The sequence below is a fragment of the Streptococcus hepaticus genome, assembly GCF_043656315.1.
GTDB classification, from domain to species: Bacteria; Bacillota; Bacilli; order Lactobacillales; family Streptococcaceae; genus Streptococcus; species Streptococcus hepaticus.
This window is the reverse complement of the sequence record NZ_JBINIY010000002.1, coordinates 49,609-66,748: the sequence shown is the minus strand read 5'-3', so window position 1 is coordinate 66,748 and position 17,140 is coordinate 49,609. Positions and strand designations below refer to the sequence as shown.

The window sequence follows — 17,140 nt, the reverse complement described above, 5'->3', positions numbered from 1 at the left end:
AGAAATCAGCCCAAGGACTGATTTCTAATTTTTGTCTAGGATTAATTGTCCACGGCACTTGCCACAGCGGTATTTTTTCAAGTCAATGCGTCGTTTTCGGGTGTAGACTTGTCCACAGACTTGACAATGATAATGATGAATATTCTCCTTATTAGAAGGTAGACTCGGTGCATAGCGCAAGCCATCTACTGTCCTCAACAACTCCTTAAACTCTCGATCACCATGTTTGTAGCCTTTTTTCTCAAAGTAGAGATGGTAATGGCAGAGTTCATGTCGCACAATTTTTCGGAAAGTTTCCAGTCCAAATTGGTCTAATAATTTGCGGTTAAAATCCAGATGACCGTCTTTAGGAAAGAAGCGTCCTCCTGTGGAGCGCAAGCGATTGTTCCAAAAAACCTCATGAAGAAAGGGACGGCCAAAATCCTCCTCAGATACCTGCTTGACATAATCAGTGAGATTCACGAGGTGGCACCAAGGTCAAATTAACTTTTTCGCGCGCTGTATCCAGTTTGTGCACCCAGACCGTCACCAAGTCGCCAACAGATACGACCTGACTTGGATGCTTGATGAAGTTCTTGCTCATGTTGGAAATGTGGATTAGTCCATCTTCGTGAATGCCGATATCCACAAAGGCACCGAAGTCCACCACATTACGGACAACTCCTTCCAACTTCTGTCCAATCTGTAAATCCTTGAAATCCAAAACATCTTGACGCAGGACAGGAGCTGCAAATTCATCCCGTAAATCACGACCTGGTTTGAGCAAGTCTCCCACAATGTCCTTGAGAGTTTCTTGACCAATAGATAATTTTTCTGCCGTTTGCGCAATGTTCAACGCCTTAAGTTGTGGTGTTGCTTGCTCCAAATCACTTGCTCCTAAAAGGCTAAACAAGTCTTGAACCGCTTGATAAGACTCAGGGTGAACACCTGTATTGTCTAAGAAATTTGGTGCATCAGGAATGCGTAAGAAACCTGCTGCTTGTTCATAGGCCTTGTCTCCCAAGCGTGGTACTTTTTTCAGCTGGGCACGAGAAGTCAGAGCGCCATTTTCTTCGCGGTACTTAACAATATTTTCAGAGATGGTTTTATTGAGGCCAGCCACGTGCGCGAGCAAAGACGGACTAGCCGTGTTGACATTGACACCGACTTGGTTAACGACCGTATCGACAACAAAGTCTAGTCCTTCAGACAGCTTCTTCTGATTGACATCGTGCTGGTATTGACCGACACCGATAGACTTAGGATCAATTTTCACCAGCTCTGCCAAGGGATCTTGGAGACGACGAGCAATGGAAATAGCTGAGCGTTTTTCAACCGTCAAATCTGGAAATTCGTAACGCGCCAACTCGGAAGCAGAATAAACAGAGGCTCCACTTTCATTGACAATGACGTAAGAAATGTCTGGGAAATCTTTCAAAATCTCTGCTACAAAGGCTTCTGATTCACGGCTGGCAGTCCCATTTCCGATAGCAATAATTTCAACCTGATATTGATCAAGCAAGTTAGCCAAATCAACTTTTGCCTGAGCAATCTGGCTATTTGAAGCGGGCTTCACGGGATGAATCACCTGCGTTGTCAAGAGTTTACCCGTCTGGTCTACTACCGCGAGCTTAGCCCCAGTACGGAAGGCAGGGTCAAAACCGAGCACCATTTTCCCGCGAAGAGGCGGTACCAAGAGCAGGTTGCGGAGGTTTTCTGAAAAGAGAGCAATGGCTCCTTCTTCGGCTGCCTCTGTCAATTCTGTCCGAATACGGCGTTCCATGGCAGGAATAATCTTCTTCTTGAGGGCTTGACTGATAGCGTCAGCGATGTAGGCGTTCTTCTGTGGAAACCGTACTTCAAAGAAGCGAATCATCTTGTCCAGATTGTGCTCAAAGGCCACTTTTAAGACACCCAGACTTTCACCACGATTGAGTGCCAGTGTTCGGTAACCCTGCATTTTAGCTACTTTTTCAGAAAAATCATAGTAGATCTGGAAGATTAATTTTTCATCGGCCTTTTCATCTTTCAGCTGAGAAATCAAACTAGAATTTGACGCTATTTCATGGTAGACCCAGGCACGGAGCTTGGTATCTTCGGAAATAGCTTCCACTAAAATATCCACAGCACCAGCCAGACAATCCTTCCCTGTCGCAAAGCCTTCTACCACAAAATTTTCTGCCTGCGCATCCAAGTCAGCCACATTTTGTAAAATGAGACGCGCCAAGGGGAAGAGACCTGCTTCTCGTGCTATGGTAGCCTTAGTCCGACGCTTTTCCTTGTAAGGCAAGTAAAGCTCTTCCACATCTGCCAACTTTTCAGCTTCTTCAATGGCCTGACGGAGTTGGTCTGTCAACTTGCCCTGTTCTTCAATCTTAGCCAAAACCGTTTCCTTGCGATCTGCCAAAGCAGTCAATGACTTGTCCAGGTCGATAATAGATTTAATCACTACCTCGTCCAGATTGCCTGTCGCTTCCTTTCGGTAACGTGCGATGAAAGGAATGGTATTTCCTTCTGCCGTCAAAGTCAATACGGTATCAATTTGCTTGAGTGATACGCCCAAATCCTGAGCGATTTTCATGTATTTCTTATCCATAGCTTCTATTATAGCACATGTAAGCCCTTTTCTGAATGACTGGAATAGAAAAAAAGAGGCTTGTTTTCAAACCTCCATTTTGCAATTAATACGTTTTTACAATGCCTAACAAAACTGCACCAGCAACAAAGCAGGCAATTCCAATCAAGACCCAACGCATTTCTTTCTTGGTTTTTGTTTCCCCCAAGAAAAGGATGCCGCCAATGATGGAAATAATAACACCCAACTGTGAAAAGCTAAAAGCAATTGCTAGACCAGCTTTAGCTGCAGCTAAGAGCATGAAGATATTTCCAATTCCCCATAGAAGGCCGACAGAGCCATTTTTAAGGACAAGAATATCCAAGTCTACTTTGAAAGACATGAACAAGAGGGCGCCAAGGACCATTCCGATTGCCATTGGGAAAATAACCGCCAAGGCCTCAAATTTCATGATGTTATTGAACAAAACAGCATAGGAAATATAACCAACTGTTGAATAGGCTAAGGCACGGAAACCTTTTGGCAAATCAATGGAGCGCTCCATTTGGTGAGCACCGTCCTGATCTTGTTTACTTGAAAAATAAAAACCAACAACCAATAAGACGAGGGCAATCATTCCCAAGATAAACTGTATAGGCTTTGTCCACTCATGAAAGAGAAAGGCACCCACCAAACTTCCTAGAACCAGCTGAGCACCACTTGACAAGGGGCCAGCAATCGAAACACCCACGTGCTTCATCGCTTGAAATTGACCAGATTGACCAACTGACCAGAGAATACCTCCAATAATTCCAAAGACCCACAGTTGCCAGGTCATTTCAGGACGCACCACCAACCAAACTACAAAGGCAAAAGCCAAGGCACCAAGGGTCATTCCGAAGGTCTGTTGCGTTGGCTTCCCTCCAATCTTATTACTTGCAAAACCAATACTCCCCCAAGCAAACATGGGAATAAGAGCTAACATGATTCCTTCCATATTTTCCTCCTAGACATAAAGTTTCGTCAAAACAAACGAAATGTTATTATACCGAATTGTTGGAAAAATTTCAAGATATTGGACAAATTGTTTTTTTTTATGCAATTTATACAGCAAAAAAGCACCTTTCGGTGCTGCCTCCCAGAGTCTATTTTATTTTGTAAAATCGATACGTTGGCTCATTTTTTCAATCAACCAAGCACCAACTAAAAGTGATGCAAATTCACCGATAGCTGTTGTAAACCATGTCAAGAAGAATGGAGTAGCTGCGATGACTTTCAATTCCAAGGCAATGGTGAACATTGACAGTGAAAAGAAAATAGAGAAGAAAAAGAATGCTTTATTGAAGAAGCCGTTAAGGATCCGTTCCTTCTTATACTTGTCAAATAAGATAACACCAAGTGTCACAAAGACCAGCGTTGATCCACCACCGACAAAGACGTCAATCACACCAAAACTATAAAGATTGGCAATCATACAACCGATCGTCAAGCCAGCAATGTACTTGCGGTTGTAAAAAGCTAAGAAATTGAGCATTTCTGCGATACGGAACTGGTAAGCACCGTAAGAAATCGCATTAAGGGGTGGCGTCACTGTCAAAATCACGTAAACAGCAGCAACGAGAGCAATTTGCGCTAAATCACGCACAGTCCATTTATTTGTCTTCATGTTTGTCTCCTTTGGCGGCTAAACCGCTTGTAATATGCTTGGCTAAAGGGAGGAAGTGCCAAGGGTTGTCGATTGACAACTTGATAAGTATAGCATATTTACCAAAAAAATGATAGACTATCCTTATGAAAATGATACAAAAAATACTGAAAAATGAAGTCTTCCTTTATTTGGTCTTCGGAGTTGCGACAACCTTGGTCTACATGATAACTAGATTGGTTTTATTTAACCTAATTCCTCATACCTTGACCGTTGTCTTTATTTCCAACTGTGTGGCCATTCTCTTTGCCTTTATCACCAATGATAAAATCGTTTTTCGTCAAGCAAGTCACGGCTGGTTCCCACGATTGATTAAGTTTATCTCTGCTCGAATAACGACCTTAGCATTAGATATGTTCCTGGCTTGGCTCTTCGTGGATACCTTCCCAAGCATCATCGGTCAGTTTGTTCACAGTGATATCAAATCTGTCAATGCAGTAGCAACCTTGATTTCTCAAATCCTCGTTATCGTCCTCAACTATGTACTAAGTAAATTATTTGTCTTTAAGGAAAAGAAATAAGCCTGGGACAAAAGTCTCAGGCTCTCAAACTTTTATAACTTTAACAGTTTGACGCAGTGGTTAACTGAATGTTCTCACTCCTTGCTACGCAAGCAATTTCGACCAATCTAGTCAACTGTGCGGAGGTGGGAAGACAAAATCGATTTCTACGAAATCACGATTTTTGTCCCATTCTCATTTTTTATATTTCCACTTCCACATTTTCTGCTGTCAAAGCTGCTACTTGACCCGTCACGCCAAAATAATCGGCAATCAGATTTTGCAGTGCTACAACCGCCTCATTGGCACGAGCAATCTGACTTTCGTTGATGGCTTCAATAACTAAAACAGCATCCTTGGTATCTTCTGTCAGCATGGTTCTTTGAGCTTCACGCCAGTTGAGATTACGGCAAATAGCTCCTTCTTCATCGTAATAGATGATTTCTTCTGGAAGAGCTGGCGCGTCTTCTTCAGCTCCAAGTGGGAAGAACGGCTCTCCACCTTTTGCTTTTCCAAGATGCATATCTCCTTGAATCTTAGTCACATCTTCCCCACCACAAGGCAAGCCATAAGAGAGAGAAATGCTATTATACAGGTCTACAAGAGGATTGATGGGACGGAATTCACGACCTTGACTAACCCGTTTCAAGAGCGCTTCAATAGATGAACGTACTCCTTTTTTGGTCTTGAATTTGGTAAAAACCTCACGCCATTCCTTAATGACATCATTGTCTGTAAAACTGTCTTCTTCAATAAAAACCTGCGCTTTTTTGGCTGCTTGATTCAAGAGATCTTGAAAATAAGGATCCTTACTTTCGTCGACTCGATTATCCAAGCCCTTGACAGACAAAATCGTAATTTGTGCCTGTGGAAACACATCCCAAAAACTTTGATCAACAACAACTTTCATGCTTAGACTCCTTTAATAATTTCTTTTTTTACCTTGTTTGACATCGTTCCAATCTTGAACGATATTCTCTCGGACCTTGGTCAAGAGACGCTCCAGTTCACTAGCTTCTTCTTGGGTCAAACCTGTCAAGCAGCGTTCCTCAGAATAGTGATGCTCCCTCTGCAAGACTTCATAAAGCTCCAAGCCCTTCTCTGTCGCATAGAGATGCTTATTTTTTCGATTACCATCAGCAGTTTTTCGAAGGACTAGACCATTTTTTTCCAATTTCTGTACCGAACGAGCTACTGTTGAACGGTCAACCTTCAGCATCTCAGACAATTCTTCCTGAATAATCCCTGGATACTGACAAATTCTCACTAAATACAAGTACTGTCCTTTTGCCAAATCCATTTCCCGAAATTCAATATTGGCAATCGAATCCAGACTGCGGGCAATAATGCCAATTTCTCCAATAATCATCGCTCCTCCTTTTTCTTATTATAACACTTTTCCTTGCAAGTGCAACAAAAAAGAGGATTACTCCTCATTTTCATCAGCTATTTCAGTCGGATTCAAGCGAGTCTTAATCCGGTTTAAAATCGATACCACATCACCATGACGAGTATAAAATTCTTCCACATGCATACTTTGAACCGTCGCATTGAGCACCGCTCCAATAATCAAAATATTGGCCATAAAGACAAACCAGAGCATCAAGACCAGAATCACAACGGAGGTCACAAAGCGAAAATCCAATAATCTAGCTGCATAAGAATCCAGATAGAGACCAAACAGTTGCCCAACAGACCCCATGACGACCATCACAAAGATAACACCTGGTAAAATATAGCGAATCTTCTTCACACGGACATTAGGCAGGAAGAAATACATCATGGCTAAGGCTAGAAACAAGGAAATATAGACAACTGGTTCTGTCCGATTAATCAGCTTCAGGAAAAAATCATCTGTAAAATCAAAGGTCTGATGCAATTTCTGTAACACAGTATTACCAAAAGCCACCATGATAACACTCATCGTCAAAATCAACTGAAGACCAATTCCTAAGAACACACCTACAATACGACTGACGATAAAGTCACGGTGTTTCCCGACCCCGTAAGCCTTGTTAAAGGCTTTCTGCAGAGCATCCATACTTTTTGAAATCGTCCACAAGGTTGTCGCAATGGAAATCCCAAGCCATGACGAAGACGGTTTTGTCAGAACCGACACCACCATATTGGCTGCCGTTGGGTACAATTTTTCTGGAAATAGTTCCTGCATGAAAACCAAAATTTGGTCCACATCAAAATTAAGATAGGGCAGAAGATTGGCCAAGGTCATCAAAATCGGGAAAACAGAGATGATAAGATAATAGGCTACTGCCACACTGGTAATATCAATCTCTGAACCCATATAAAAAGAAAAAAGAGAAGTAAAGAAGCGTTTGAATTTATTTTCTTTCAAGCGACTTTTCATATTCTCCTCCTTTTCTATTCAATTTTAATAAGTTCCTTCTTCACCTTGACTGGTCAAGATAACCGGACCATCTTTTGTAATGACAAATTGGTGCTCGTATTGGCAAGATAGGCCACCATCGATGGTTTTATGAGCCCAACCTGTTTTCATATCTGTATCAATTTCCCAAGTGCCTGTATTAATCATCGGCTCAATTGTAAGAACCATTCCTTCTTTAAGGCGCAAGCCACGACCTGCACGACCATAGTGAGGTACCATTGGTTCTTCATGCATGGTTGGTCCAACACCGTGTCCCACCAAGTCTTCTACGACACCATAACCATGACTTTCTGCGTATTCTTGGATGGCTGCACCGATATCACCGATACGATTGCCCACTTTTGCCTGAGCAATGCCACGGTACATACACTCTTTGGTTACTTCCATGAGTTGTTTTACTTCATCAGAGACATTGCCAACCGCATAAGCCCAACATGAATCTGCCAAGCCACCCTTGTATTCTTGGGTGTATTTTTTAACTTGTGCTACGTTGTTAAAGTCCAACTTAGATACATCAAGAACAGCTTTATCCAAAGGCTCACTCAAAACCATGTCTACCTTGAGCAAATCACCATCTTTCAAGATATAGTGACGCGGAAAAGCGTGCGCTACTTCATCGTTCAATCCACAACAAGTTGCGTAAGGGTAGTCCATAAGTGTTCCGTCAACACCGATTTGAAGCGGCAAGACATTGGCCTCTTTACAACGACGGCGAACATATTCTTCGACTGCCCACATGTCAACACCTGGTTGAATCAAATCGCGAAGTCCAATATGGATACTGGCAAGAAAATCACCTGCACGGTCCATAGCTTCAATTTCACGTTGTGATTTTAATGTAATCATTCTTCTTCCTCTGCTAATCTAAATTCTGACGCGGTCAGAACAAAATCAATATAATGGCGCGTTTTTCGGCTGTACCGGTCACTTCCTCGATACTGCCGTTTGGCTGTAAAACCAACTTTCTGTGCGACAGCTTGACTGGCCTTGTTTTCTGCATGAGTTTTGAGCAAGATTTCGCGCAACCCTAGTTCATAAAAAGCTAGAAAAACAATATTTCGTAAGGCTTCTGTCATGAATCCCTGCTTACGATATTCCTTTCGCAAAAAGTAGCCTATCTCTGCCTGACGTCCTTCTACATCCAGCTTTTCAAAGCGAATAGCACCCAGTAATTGCTTCCTTCTCTTGTCCTCAATAGCCCAGATCCCCAAAGGCTGGCGCATGAAGGTCTCAACCAAGAGGTCATCACTGACTTCCTTGTCGCTGAGAGCTGGGAAAATAAAGTCTAAATTTTCTGGATCAGAGACGATCTGAAAAAAGCTCTTCTCATCCGAAAAATGAAAGGGTCTCAAGACCAGCCTCGGCGTTTCAAAGTGTGCAAACTCTGCTAATTTCCGCCAAATACGCATAGTAACTCCTAGTCTTCTACCAACTGGATATCCGCACCCAAGTCCGTCAATTTTTCAATAATATTAGAATACCCACGCAGGATAAACTCAATATTGGTAATTTCTGTTTGTCCTTGCGCCATCAATCCTGCAATGACCATGGCTGCACCCGCACGCAAATCCGTCGCCTTCACTTGGGCACCTGTTAATTGATTTGGACCTTGGTAAGAAATATAATTGCTAGTTGTTTTAATATCCGCACCCATTTTAACCAATTCAGCTACATGACCAACGCGTTTTTCATAAATGGTATCAATCACACGACCACTGCCCTCTGCTTTGAGAAGAAGCGGTGTCAATGGTTGCTGCAAATCTGTTGCGAGCCCTGGATATGGAGCTGTTTTAACAGAAACTGCTTTTAAGCGCTCCTGTTTTTCAACAAAAATGGAATCTTCCGAAACAGTCATACGCACGCCCATCTCTTCCAATTTTGCAATGTAACTTTCCAAATGTTCATAGAGGACATTGTCTACATGAATGCCTTGCCCAACAGCTGCAGCAAGAGCAATGTAAGTTCCAGCTTCAATGCGGTCTGGAATCACTTGATGACGAGTCCCGTGAAGATTTTCAACACCTTCAATGGTGATAATATCTGTCCCGGCACCGCGGATATGAGCTCCCATATTATTAAGAAGCGTCGCCACATCAATGATTTCTGGTTCACGTGCTGCATTTTCAATGACTGTACGTCCCTTGGCCTTAACCGCAGCTAGCACGGTATTAATCGTAGCACCAACACTAACTGTGTCCATATAGATATGAGCACCGTGAACACGCCCCTCTGTAGCCGTCAAGTGCATATTGCTTCCTTCATAGGAAACAGTTGCTCCCATAGCTTCAAAGGCTTTCAAATGCAGGTCAATTGGACGTGGGCCTAAGTCACAACCACCAGGTAAGCCTACAATAGCTTGACCGAAACGACCTAGCAAGGAACCGTAGAAATAATAAGAAGCGCGCAAGCTATTGATTTTCCCAAAAGGCATCGGCATATCTTGAACACCACGTGGATCAATTTCCAAAGTTTCGCCATCACGTTTAACAGTAGCCCCCATGGTCTCCATAATATCAATCAAACTATCTACATCAGAAATAGCAGGTACGCCATCCAAAGTGACAATGCCGTCTGCTAAGATGATAGCTGGAATCAAGGCTACCACTGAATTTTTTGCACCACTAACTGTTACCCGTCCTTCCAATGGACGACCACCGTTTATGACAATTTTTCTCATACTAACATATCTCTTTCTCAATTTCGTCATAAAGACATCCATTTATTATACCATATAGGGTAAAATATGGCTAGTGTTTCAATTTTAGCCTTCCTATAGTAAAATAAAACAGTGAACAGACTGTCGCAAGCCCTCTGACTTGCTGAAGCCTATCCACCATTTTACTGATAAAAATAAAAAACAAAGAAAGTCAAACCGTACGATTTAATCTAGCGTTTCTGCTTCTTCACAAGTAGGAAAACAGCTCCGACGATTAAAGTGATTACACCGATTAAGGCGTACAATTGTTGCACCTTACTTCCCGTGCTAGGAAGTATAGCTTGCACCTTACTTGACAATACATGATGTTTTTTCATTCCAGCATCTTGCTTGTCACTAGACACTGGTTCTTTGTCTTTCATATCCATTTTTTTTATTTCACTTGCGAAGTCTTTCCTTTCCCTTTCACTAGTGTGGCTAATCGCAGGAGTGGTACCTGCCGTTTTTTCCTCCTTACCAGCCTCTTCTGACTTGGTTTCTACCGAATTGATATCCTCTGGATTCATTTCTTCTATAGAAATGGGATTTCCTTTTGATAGATTTGGCGCAAGTTTCTCCTTAATCGACTGTGTTTGTACAATAAATTTTACCGTTTCAGGAACATCAAAACTTGTCTCCTGAACAGAGAATTTGTCATCTTTATTCAAGAGACGGATTTCTTTCAAACTATCTAGACGTCCCGCTAAAAATTTTCTTGGAATCTCACGAACGCCTTTTCCGAGGACTAATGTTTCTAATTTTGGCAACCCATTAAAAGGATTTTCTCCAAACTCTGTCACTTGGTTTGGAATCGTTAATTCTTTCAATTCCAAATTTCCATAAAAAGCTAGTCGCTCAATTTTTTTCAAACTCAGTGGTAAGGTAACCTTTTCCAGCGCCAGAGCATCAGCAAAGACAAATGTAGGAAGAACTTCTACGCCTTCACCTATTTCAACGTTTTTCAGAAACTGATTAAAATTGAAAGCAAAAGCTTCGATTTGTTTAACACTATCTGGAGTACGATAGGTGTCGCCACTTTTTCGAGCTGGATAATAGATTAGCTTACTCATGTCCCTAGAATATAGAATACCATCTTGTGAGACAATTGCCTCATTCCCCTCTTCAACGTAGACCGACTTCAAACCAGATGAGTGTCTAAAAAGGGCATTCCCAATTGTTTTCACCGATTTAGGGAGTATTATTTCTTCCAATTTTGGTAGATTCGAAAAAGCTTCATGGGCAATCATTTCCAACTTAGAACCCTGTTCAAAACTTACTTTTCGTAATTTTTCGTTAAAATCAAATCCTCTATTTCCAATGTATTCAAGTGAAGCAGGTAACAGAACTTCCTCTAACTCTGTGAAAGAAAAAGCTCCATCTTCAATCTTGGTTAATTGACTTCCCGCTTCAAATGAGACTGTCTTTGCTTTACTCCCCTTAAAACCATTTTTTTCAATAATCGTCACACTACTTGGAATTTCAATGGAACTTGGGTAGTAGGTCAAAAGCCCAGATTCATCTGCATAATAGGCCAAAGCCTCCTCCGCAACTCTTGTCACTTCATAAGTGACACCTGAGATGACTACTTCTGAAGGAATGCGATAGGGTTTATCATCCTGCTCTGCTGTGAATTGGATCGGATAGAGACCATTTCCAATTTGAACCTTTGGCTTATCTCCATCTACTGACAAGACCTTATACTTGATACCATTATCTTCAATAACTGTTCCAACTACTGGTTTAGAGTTGACTAGAGCACTGCTTCCTGATATGGAATCCACTGTTGCGACATGGATATCCGGCGACTCTACTTCTTCCCCAAACACTGGTGCTGAAGTTAGAGAAGCTTGAGCTACTACTAATACTGCTGCTGTCACTAAATAGCTACTATTTCTTTTTTTCATATGTCTCCTCATTTTACTAAGTGATGTTAAATTCATATATAAACAGTCAAGCCTTTGAGCTCATTGTTTGACTGTATCAACACTATTTCTTTTATTGTGCTAGCTTTTTATAGTGTTGCTGGATATTTCCAATCATATAACTGAAATCCTATGATTCAGTATACCAAACCACATCTATTAAGTCAACCTATTTTTTTAATTAGGTATGGTTAAAATCAAAAAGATAAAAAAAGAGCGACATCAACTAGGAAACAAATCCTAGCCTCTGTCACTCTTATTTTGTTATTTCAATAATTCTTTTAAAGCATCAACCTTGTCCAATTTTTCCCATGGTAAGTCAATATCCGTACGTCCCATGTGTCCGTATGCCGCTGTTTGACGATAAATTGGACGTTTCAAATCGAGCATTTGAATAATACCAGCAGGACGAAGATCAAAGACTTGACGAACAGCCGCTTCCAAGGCTGATTCTGCAACGGTTCCTGTACCGAATGTATCCACTCGGACTGAGACTGGGTGGGCAACCCCAATCGCATAAGCCAACTGTACTTCTGCTTTCTTAGCAAGGCTTGCTGCAACGATATTCTTTGCAATGTAGCGCGCGGCATATGAAGCAGAGCGGTCAACCTTCGTCGCATCTTTACCAGAAAAGGCGCCACCACCGTGACGAGCGTACCCTCCGTAAGTATCCACGATAATCTTACGACCTGTCAAACCAGAATCCCCTTGAGGACCACCGATAACAAAACGACCAGTTGGGTTGATAAAGAATTTTGTCTTGTCATCAAGGTACTCTGCAGGAATCACAGTTTTAATGACTTTATTGATAACATCTTCATGAATTTGTTCATTCGTCGCTTCTGGGTCATGTTGAGTAGAAATAACGACAGTATCCACACGAACTGGTTGATTGTTTTCATCGTATTCAACAGTGACTTGTGATTTGGCATCTGGACGGAGATAAGCAATCTCACCTGATTTACGCAAGTCAGTGAGTTTTTTCACCAATTTATGTGACAAGGAAATTGGTAATGGCATGAGTTCTGGTGTCTCATCAACTGCAAAACCAAACATGAGACCTTGGTCACCAGCACCAATCAAATCCAAAGCATCGTGCTCAGCATTTTCACGAACCTCAAGCGCTTCATTAACCCCTTGAGCGATGTCTGGTGATTGTTCAACAAGCGATGGGTGCACCCCAACAGACTCAGCTGAAAAACCATACTCAGCCTTATCATAACCAATCTCCGCAATGGTATCACGAACCACACGGTTGATGTCCACATAAGCAGTCGTTGAAATTTCTCCAAAAACATGCACAGACCCCGTATAAACAGCCGTCTCCGCCGCAACGTGAGCCTCAGGATCTTCCGCTAAAATAGCATCCAAAATAGCATCTGAAATCTGGTCTGCAATCTTATCTGGATGCCCCTCAGATACTGACTCAGACGTGAAAAGTTTACGTTCTGACATAAAAATGTCCCCCCTAAAATTAGAATTGCATCAACTTACCGCAACAAGCATTCACACTATTGTTACTAGAATTTTTGACAAATCGATATTATTTGTCAAAAATTCTAGTAAGTCGACTAGCCAAGATTCCATAGGACTTGGCGTCCAACAAAGAGCAACATCGAGTTGCCCTTGTTGGTGTCGAGTTACAAAGAACCGGCCTTTTGTTATTCACTAACATGACCTATCTAAAAATTTTAGTGACAAGGCGATGAAGTCGCAGATAGTACTGAAGTACATCAAGACAAATCAACGCAGTCAATAAGATTTTTAGACGGTCAAGCCGCCTTTTCGGGACTCATTAACCAAACCATTGTACCATGAAAACTCCTAGGATACAATTAGAAACAAAAACAGAATACACTAAAGAAATTCATTTATCTCAGATAAAATCCGTATCTTGAATGGCTTTTTTGACATCTGCCAATGGTAAATGGACTAGCTCACATCCTTTTTCCCGATAGAGATAGGTAGCATAGTCGTCAATGCGATATTCATTGATATAGACCACGCGCTTGCAACCCACTTGAAGTAATTGCTTAGAGCAATTCAGGCATGGAAAATGGGTTACATAAGCAGTAAAACCACGCGGAATCCCACGTTCAGCTCCCTGTAAGATAGCATTAATTTCCGCATGAATCGTCCGAACACAGTGACCATCCACCATGAGACATTCTCTGTCTAGACAGTGCTCAGTTCCAGATACCGATCCATTGTAGCCCGTTGCAATGACCTTATTGTCCTTGACCAAAACTGCACCAACTTTTGCCCGTTTGCAGGTTGCCCGATTGGCAATAAGTAAGGCCTGTGCAGCAAAGTATTCATCCCAAGCTAGCCGATTTTCCACAAGTTCACCTCGCATTTTTCTTTTATTATACTATGAATAACCTTATAAAAAAAGAACGCTCGCTTTTCTTTTTTACGCGCTTACTATATAATATAAGGGAAAGAGAGTACATTATGAAAATAGATGATTTAGAACAAAGTAAACGCATTGAAGATCGCCGGGGCCAGCAACAGTCTGGCTATTCTAGCGGTTCTAGCAATGGACTTGGCATTTTACTCCAGCTTCTCATGTCTTCTGGGCGTGGAAAATGGCTGGTTATCCTCGTTCTTCTCCTGGCTTTTCTAGGCGGTGGAATGAATCTCGGGGACCTTTTCGGAGCAAGTCAGTATCAGTCCTCTTATTCTACCAGTCAGTCTGCTTCAACTGCTGCATCTGACCAAGATGCGGTCTTTGTCAGCAAAGTCTTTAACTCTACTGAAGAATTTTGGACACAAGAATTTGCTAGAAATGGTAAATCCTATCAACCGCCTACTATGGTTCTTTATTCCGAGCAAACCCAAACCAATGGCTGTGGAGTTGGAAGTGCGCAAGCTGGTCCATTCTACTGTCCAGCGGATGAGAAGGTCTATATCGATCTCAGCTTTTACCAAGAACTAACTAGCAAGTACAATGCGGCCGGCGACTTTGCTATGGCCTATGTCATTGCTCACGAGGTGGGACACCATGTCCAAAATCAATTGGGCACGATGGAAAGTTACACACGAGCACGCCAAGGAAAATCTGAAAAAGTGGCCAACGCCCTCAATGTCCGCCTCGAACTCCAAGCCGATTATTACGCTGGAGTTTGGGCAAACCATGTTGAAAATGAAGGCTTGCTAGAAATTGGAGATGTTGACGAAGCTCTTGCTGCTGCCCATGCTGTCGGCGACGATACCTTGCAAGAAGCCGCCTACGGCACTTCTGTACCAGACAGTTTTACCCACGGGTCATCCGCTCAACGGCAAAAATGGTTCAAACGTGGTTATCAATATGGCGATATTGAACACGGAGATACGTTTTCTGCCAGTATCAATTAAAAGAGGCCTCTCTGTCAACCAAAGTGGGGGACTTAGAGCTAAGCACGAAAGGAGACGAATTTCGGATTCCACTTGAAAAAGTAAGTTTTCTATTGCTTAAATAAAACTCAAAAACGAGGAATCTAGCTCATAACCGAGGAGAGTCCTCGTTTTTTCACTTATGTGACTTTCCGTCCGTCTCGCTCCGTAGGTGTGAGACAAGTCATAGCCACCCGTTTGACGGGTGGTTATGATTATTTTGGGTTTATTAGAGTTATAATCCTCTTCATATTTAACCACGAAGAGAGTTGTTACCACCTGCAACCCCACATTGAAAAGACCCAATGCCCTAGCAGTATCAAGACCATGTCTGTGTTTAAGTTCCACATTTTTGGATTCTATCCTGTAGCGATGTTTGATTCTTTCTTTAAAATACGGTGTTCCCTGAAACTTCTGGTGCTCATCACTCTTAAGAATTATCGTTCGCTTGGTCATTTCCTCTTTTCACTTTATGATAGAGATTCCCGTGCTACTTGGAGCTTTTTAGTACAAACACTCTCAGGTACCGATGTTTGTCCTCCTCATACCTTATGGAACAAAACAAGATGCAAACTACAAATTACATAATAAATATAATTCCAAAAGTAAAGCCCTCTTGTATATTCGTAATAGCAAACTATCATGCCAGAAATTACTTAAACCAAATGGTAAATTGAAAAAAATCTTCCTCACACTTTAATTGATACCTAAAACCTCGTCTTTCTAGGACTTGTTTCACCAGATATAGCCCTATGCCCGTACCACCATCTTTTTTTGATCTGCTGAAATCTGGACGATAAAATGGCAAAAATAATTTTTCTAATTCGTCCTGTTCAGGTAAATGTTCAGCCTGATTTTTAATTCTTAGATAATCATCTTCTAAGGTTACTTGGATAGCCCCACCCTCTCTTGTATAGCGAAAGGCATTATCTAAAATATTTTTGATGGCTTTCAGGAGGAAGGTCTCATTTGCTCTTACGGTAACTGGAGAAAGATTCACCTGAAAGTCATAAGCATGGAGCTGTGCAAGAGCTTGATAGGTATCCAGATGCTGCTCAATCGTCTCTTTCAAATCGAACTGTTCCTGATTACCTAGCTGCCCAAGATCAAGATTGGTCGCTTCCAAAATGGACTGCACCAGCTGGGATTGTTCTTGCAAAATGTCATAGCATTTCTTCAAATACGTGTCGTGGTTCTTGAAATCACCGACATTGTAAATCATCCCCTCAACCAATCCTAGCGCACTAGCGATGGGAGTTTTTAACTCATGTGCCGTTATCCGAAGAAAATCAGCCTGCTGTCGCTCACGTGCTACCGTTTTTTCATTTTCAACCTTTAATTCTCCAATACTTGTCAGCAACTTGGCATAAAGGTGATTAACATCCTGTGCCAAAGTTGCAATCTCATCCTGACCACTTACTTGACAAACAGCCCCTTCCTGCAACAGTTGCATTTGCCTAGTTGTCTGTGAAATCGCTGTAATTCGCTTATTGGAAAGGCGGCTATAAATATAAGCAACCAAACTAGACAGCAAGACGACAGCAAGTAGAATGAAAGGATAGAAGGCCAGTAAAATTTGACTGATCTCTGATAGAGATTGAAAACCATACTCGGCTTCTACAATGTACTGTTTTCCTTCGACGCTTGTAATGACTGTTGACCAATGTCCAATCTGATCAAAGTTTCCATTTTCCAAATATTGTTGACTTTGACGGATAAACTCCTTATCCGAAAAATCTGGATATCTCACCTCTCCAGAAGTTGTCAGCAAGCTGAGTAGAATATTAGGATACTGCTTATCATAGGATTTCACATCCGAAAGAAGGGCTTTCTCCGATTTCCCATCCAATTTTTTCACAATAGTTGTGTAATCCTTTTTGAGCTCTGCTTGTTTAGTCTGATTATAATAGATTGGCATGGTATAAGACAGGAAAGCAAATAAGATAAAAATCGTCGTTATAATCAACGCACTAACAACCAAGAAATTCTTACGTACAAGTCCCATA

At 41.8% G+C, this 17,140-nt stretch carries 16 protein-coding genes, 1 pseudogene and 1 riboswitch; of the genes and pseudogenes, 2 read left to right on the top strand and 15 right to left on the bottom strand.

Annotated elements, in window-relative coordinates; all coding sequences use genetic code 11:
- Positions 1 to 24: 24 nt before the first annotated feature.
- The 4 genes from ACHUFA_RS02585 to ACHUFA_RS02570 all read right to left on the bottom strand — a co-directional run bounded on the left by ACHUFA_RS02585 (position 25) and on the right by ACHUFA_RS02570 (position 4,199).
- Positions 25 to 462: a SprT family protein gene (locus ACHUFA_RS02585; protein WP_394404821.1), complete on the bottom strand. Its 438-nt coding sequence runs from the start codon at positions 460 to 462 to the stop codon at positions 25 to 27.
- Entirely contained in the window at positions 449 to 2,575 is a 2,127-nt protein-coding gene (locus ACHUFA_RS02580) for a Tex family protein (protein ID WP_222347204.1), read from the bottom strand. The genes ACHUFA_RS02585 and ACHUFA_RS02580 overlap by 14 nt, the downstream gene beginning before the upstream one ends.
- 85 nt (positions 2,576 to 2,660) lie before the next feature.
- On the bottom strand, positions 2,661 to 3,530 hold the full coding sequence (locus tag ACHUFA_RS02575) for a GRP family sugar transporter (protein WP_394404820.1): 870 nt from the start codon (positions 3,528 to 3,530) through the stop codon (positions 2,661 to 2,663).
- 153 nt (positions 3,531 to 3,683) lie between these two features.
- Positions 3,684 to 4,199, bottom strand: coding sequence for a QueT transporter family protein (locus tag ACHUFA_RS02570; RefSeq protein WP_222347202.1), 516 nt, complete (start codon positions 4,197 to 4,199; stop codon positions 3,684 to 3,686).
- Positions 4,197 to 4,296: riboswitch (PreQ1 riboswitch) on the bottom strand. Its footprint overlaps the gene before it by 3 nt.
- 34 nt (positions 4,297 to 4,330) lie before the next feature.
- Between ACHUFA_RS02570 and ACHUFA_RS02565 the strand changes: the two genes are divergently transcribed.
- Positions 4,331 to 4,759, top strand: coding sequence for a GtrA family protein (locus ACHUFA_RS02565; RefSeq protein ID WP_222347417.1), 429 nt, complete (start codon positions 4,331 to 4,333; stop codon positions 4,757 to 4,759).
- 181 nt (positions 4,760 to 4,940) lie between these two features.
- On the opposite strand, the gene ACHUFA_RS02560 is transcribed toward ACHUFA_RS02565, so the two are convergent.
- The 9 genes from ACHUFA_RS02560 to ACHUFA_RS02520 form a co-directional block, all read right to left on the bottom strand.
- Positions 4,941 to 5,648 carry a B3/B4 domain-containing protein gene (locus ACHUFA_RS02560; protein WP_222347201.1) on the bottom strand — a complete coding sequence of 236 codons (708 nt, stop codon included), beginning with the start codon at positions 5,646 to 5,648 and terminating at the stop codon, positions 4,941 to 4,943.
- Positions 5,649 to 5,660: 12 nt separating this feature from the next.
- The gene (locus tag ACHUFA_RS02555; RefSeq protein ID WP_394404819.1) at positions 5,661 to 6,107 is read right to left on the bottom strand and encodes a MarR family winged helix-turn-helix transcriptional regulator; all 447 of its coding nucleotides are present in this window, start codon (positions 6,105 to 6,107) and stop codon (positions 5,661 to 5,663) included.
- Positions 6,108 to 6,164: 57 nt separating this feature from the next.
- Positions 6,165 to 7,103, bottom strand: a complete 939-nt coding sequence (locus tag ACHUFA_RS02550; RefSeq protein WP_222347199.1) for a YihY/virulence factor BrkB family protein — start codon at positions 7,101 to 7,103, stop codon at positions 6,165 to 6,167.
- A gap of 24 nt (positions 7,104 to 7,127) precedes the next feature.
- A complete protein-coding gene (locus tag ACHUFA_RS02545) occupies positions 7,128 to 7,988 on the bottom strand; it encodes a methionyl aminopeptidase (protein ID WP_222347198.1) in 861 nt (286 codons plus the stop codon).
- The gene (locus tag ACHUFA_RS02540) at positions 7,985 to 8,551 is read right to left on the bottom strand and encodes a GNAT family N-acetyltransferase (RefSeq protein WP_222347197.1); all 567 of its coding nucleotides are present in this window, start codon (positions 8,549 to 8,551) and stop codon (positions 7,985 to 7,987) included. The genes ACHUFA_RS02545 and ACHUFA_RS02540 overlap by 4 nt, the downstream gene beginning before the upstream one ends.
- Before the next feature lie 8 nt (positions 8,552 to 8,559).
- The gene (gene murA / locus ACHUFA_RS02535; RefSeq protein WP_394404818.1) at positions 8,560 to 9,819 is read right to left on the bottom strand and encodes a UDP-N-acetylglucosamine 1-carboxyvinyltransferase; all 1,260 of its coding nucleotides are present in this window, start codon (positions 9,817 to 9,819) and stop codon (positions 8,560 to 8,562) included.
- 209 nt (positions 9,820 to 10,028) lie between these two features.
- The gene (locus ACHUFA_RS02530) at positions 10,029 to 11,741 is read right to left on the bottom strand and encodes a leucine-rich repeat protein (RefSeq protein WP_394404817.1); all 1,713 of its coding nucleotides are present in this window, start codon (positions 11,739 to 11,741) and stop codon (positions 10,029 to 10,031) included.
- A gap of 282 nt (positions 11,742 to 12,023) precedes the next feature.
- Positions 12,024 to 13,214, bottom strand: coding sequence for a methionine adenosyltransferase (metK, locus tag ACHUFA_RS02525; protein ID WP_222347194.1), 1,191 nt, complete (start codon positions 13,212 to 13,214; stop codon positions 12,024 to 12,026).
- 421 nt (positions 13,215 to 13,635) lie between these two features.
- Complete coding sequence (locus ACHUFA_RS02520; RefSeq protein WP_222347193.1) at positions 13,636 to 14,115, bottom strand: deoxycytidylate deaminase; 480 nt, start codon at positions 14,113 to 14,115, stop codon at positions 13,636 to 13,638.
- Positions 14,116 to 14,213: 98 nt separating this feature from the next.
- Between ACHUFA_RS02520 and ypfJ the strand changes: the two genes are divergently transcribed.
- A complete protein-coding gene (ypfJ, locus tag ACHUFA_RS02515) occupies positions 14,214 to 15,116 on the top strand; it encodes a KPN_02809 family neutral zinc metallopeptidase (protein ID WP_394404816.1) in 903 nt (300 codons plus the stop codon).
- A 233-nt stretch (positions 15,117 to 15,349) separates the two neighbouring features.
- On the opposite strand, the pseudogene ACHUFA_RS11145 reads toward ypfJ, so the two are convergent.
- Together ACHUFA_RS11145 and ACHUFA_RS02510 are read right to left on the bottom strand one after the other, a co-directional pair.
- Positions 15,350 to 15,578, bottom strand: a pseudogene (locus tag ACHUFA_RS11145) (transposase); the annotation flags it as partial.
- Positions 15,579 to 15,786: 208 nt separating this feature from the next.
- A complete protein-coding gene (locus ACHUFA_RS02510) occupies positions 15,787 to 17,139 on the bottom strand; it encodes a HAMP domain-containing sensor histidine kinase (RefSeq protein ID WP_394404815.1) in 1,353 nt (450 codons plus the stop codon).
- Position 17,140 lies beyond the last annotated feature (1 nt).

Excerpts from the sequence above, each read along its gene's own strand:
- ACHUFA_RS02565 (WP_222347417.1), top strand. The coding sequence starts at position 4,331 with ATGATACAAAAAATACTGAAAAATGAAGTCTTCCTTTATTTGGTCTTC.
- ACHUFA_RS02540 (WP_222347197.1), bottom strand. The coding sequence starts at position 8,551 with ATGCGTATTTGGCGGAAATTAGCAGAGTTTGCACACTTTGAAACGCCG.
- ACHUFA_RS02530 (WP_394404817.1), bottom strand. The coding sequence starts at position 11,741 with ATGAAAAAAAGAAATAGTAGCTATTTAGTGACAGCAGCAGTATTAGTA.
- ACHUFA_RS02580 (WP_222347204.1), bottom strand. The coding sequence starts at position 2,575 with ATGGATAAGAAATACATGAAAATCGCTCAGGATTTGGGCGTATCACTC.
- ACHUFA_RS02520 (WP_222347193.1), bottom strand. The coding sequence starts at position 14,115 with ATGCGAGGTGAACTTGTGGAAAATCGGCTAGCTTGGGATGAATACTTT.
- ACHUFA_RS02555 (WP_394404819.1), bottom strand. The coding sequence starts at position 6,107 with ATGATTATTGGAGAAATTGGCATTATTGCCCGCAGTCTGGATTCGATT.
- ACHUFA_RS02550 (WP_222347199.1), bottom strand. The coding sequence starts at position 7,103 with ATGAAAAGTCGCTTGAAAGAAAATAAATTCAAACGCTTCTTTACTTCT.
- ACHUFA_RS02560 (WP_222347201.1), bottom strand. The coding sequence starts at position 5,648 with ATGAAAGTTGTTGTTGATCAAAGTTTTTGGGATGTGTTTCCACAGGCA.
- murA (WP_394404818.1), bottom strand. The coding sequence starts at position 9,819 with ATGAGAAAAATTGTCATAAACGGTGGTCGTCCATTGGAAGGACGGGTA.
- ACHUFA_RS02510 (WP_394404815.1), bottom strand. The coding sequence starts at position 17,139 with ATGGGACTTGTACGTAAGAATTTCTTGGTTGTTAGTGCGTTGATTATA.
- ypfJ (WP_394404816.1), top strand. The coding sequence starts at position 14,214 with ATGAAAATAGATGATTTAGAACAAAGTAAACGCATTGAAGATCGCCGG.
- ACHUFA_RS02575 (WP_394404820.1), bottom strand. The coding sequence starts at position 3,530 with ATGGAAGGAATCATGTTAGCTCTTATTCCCATGTTTGCTTGGGGGAGT.
- ACHUFA_RS02570 (WP_222347202.1), bottom strand. The coding sequence starts at position 4,199 with ATGAAGACAAATAAATGGACTGTGCGTGATTTAGCGCAAATTGCTCTC.
- ACHUFA_RS02545 (WP_222347198.1), bottom strand. The coding sequence starts at position 7,988 with ATGATTACATTAAAATCACAACGTGAAATTGAAGCTATGGACCGTGCA.
- metK (WP_222347194.1), bottom strand. The coding sequence starts at position 13,214 with ATGTCAGAACGTAAACTTTTCACGTCTGAGTCAGTATCTGAGGGGCAT.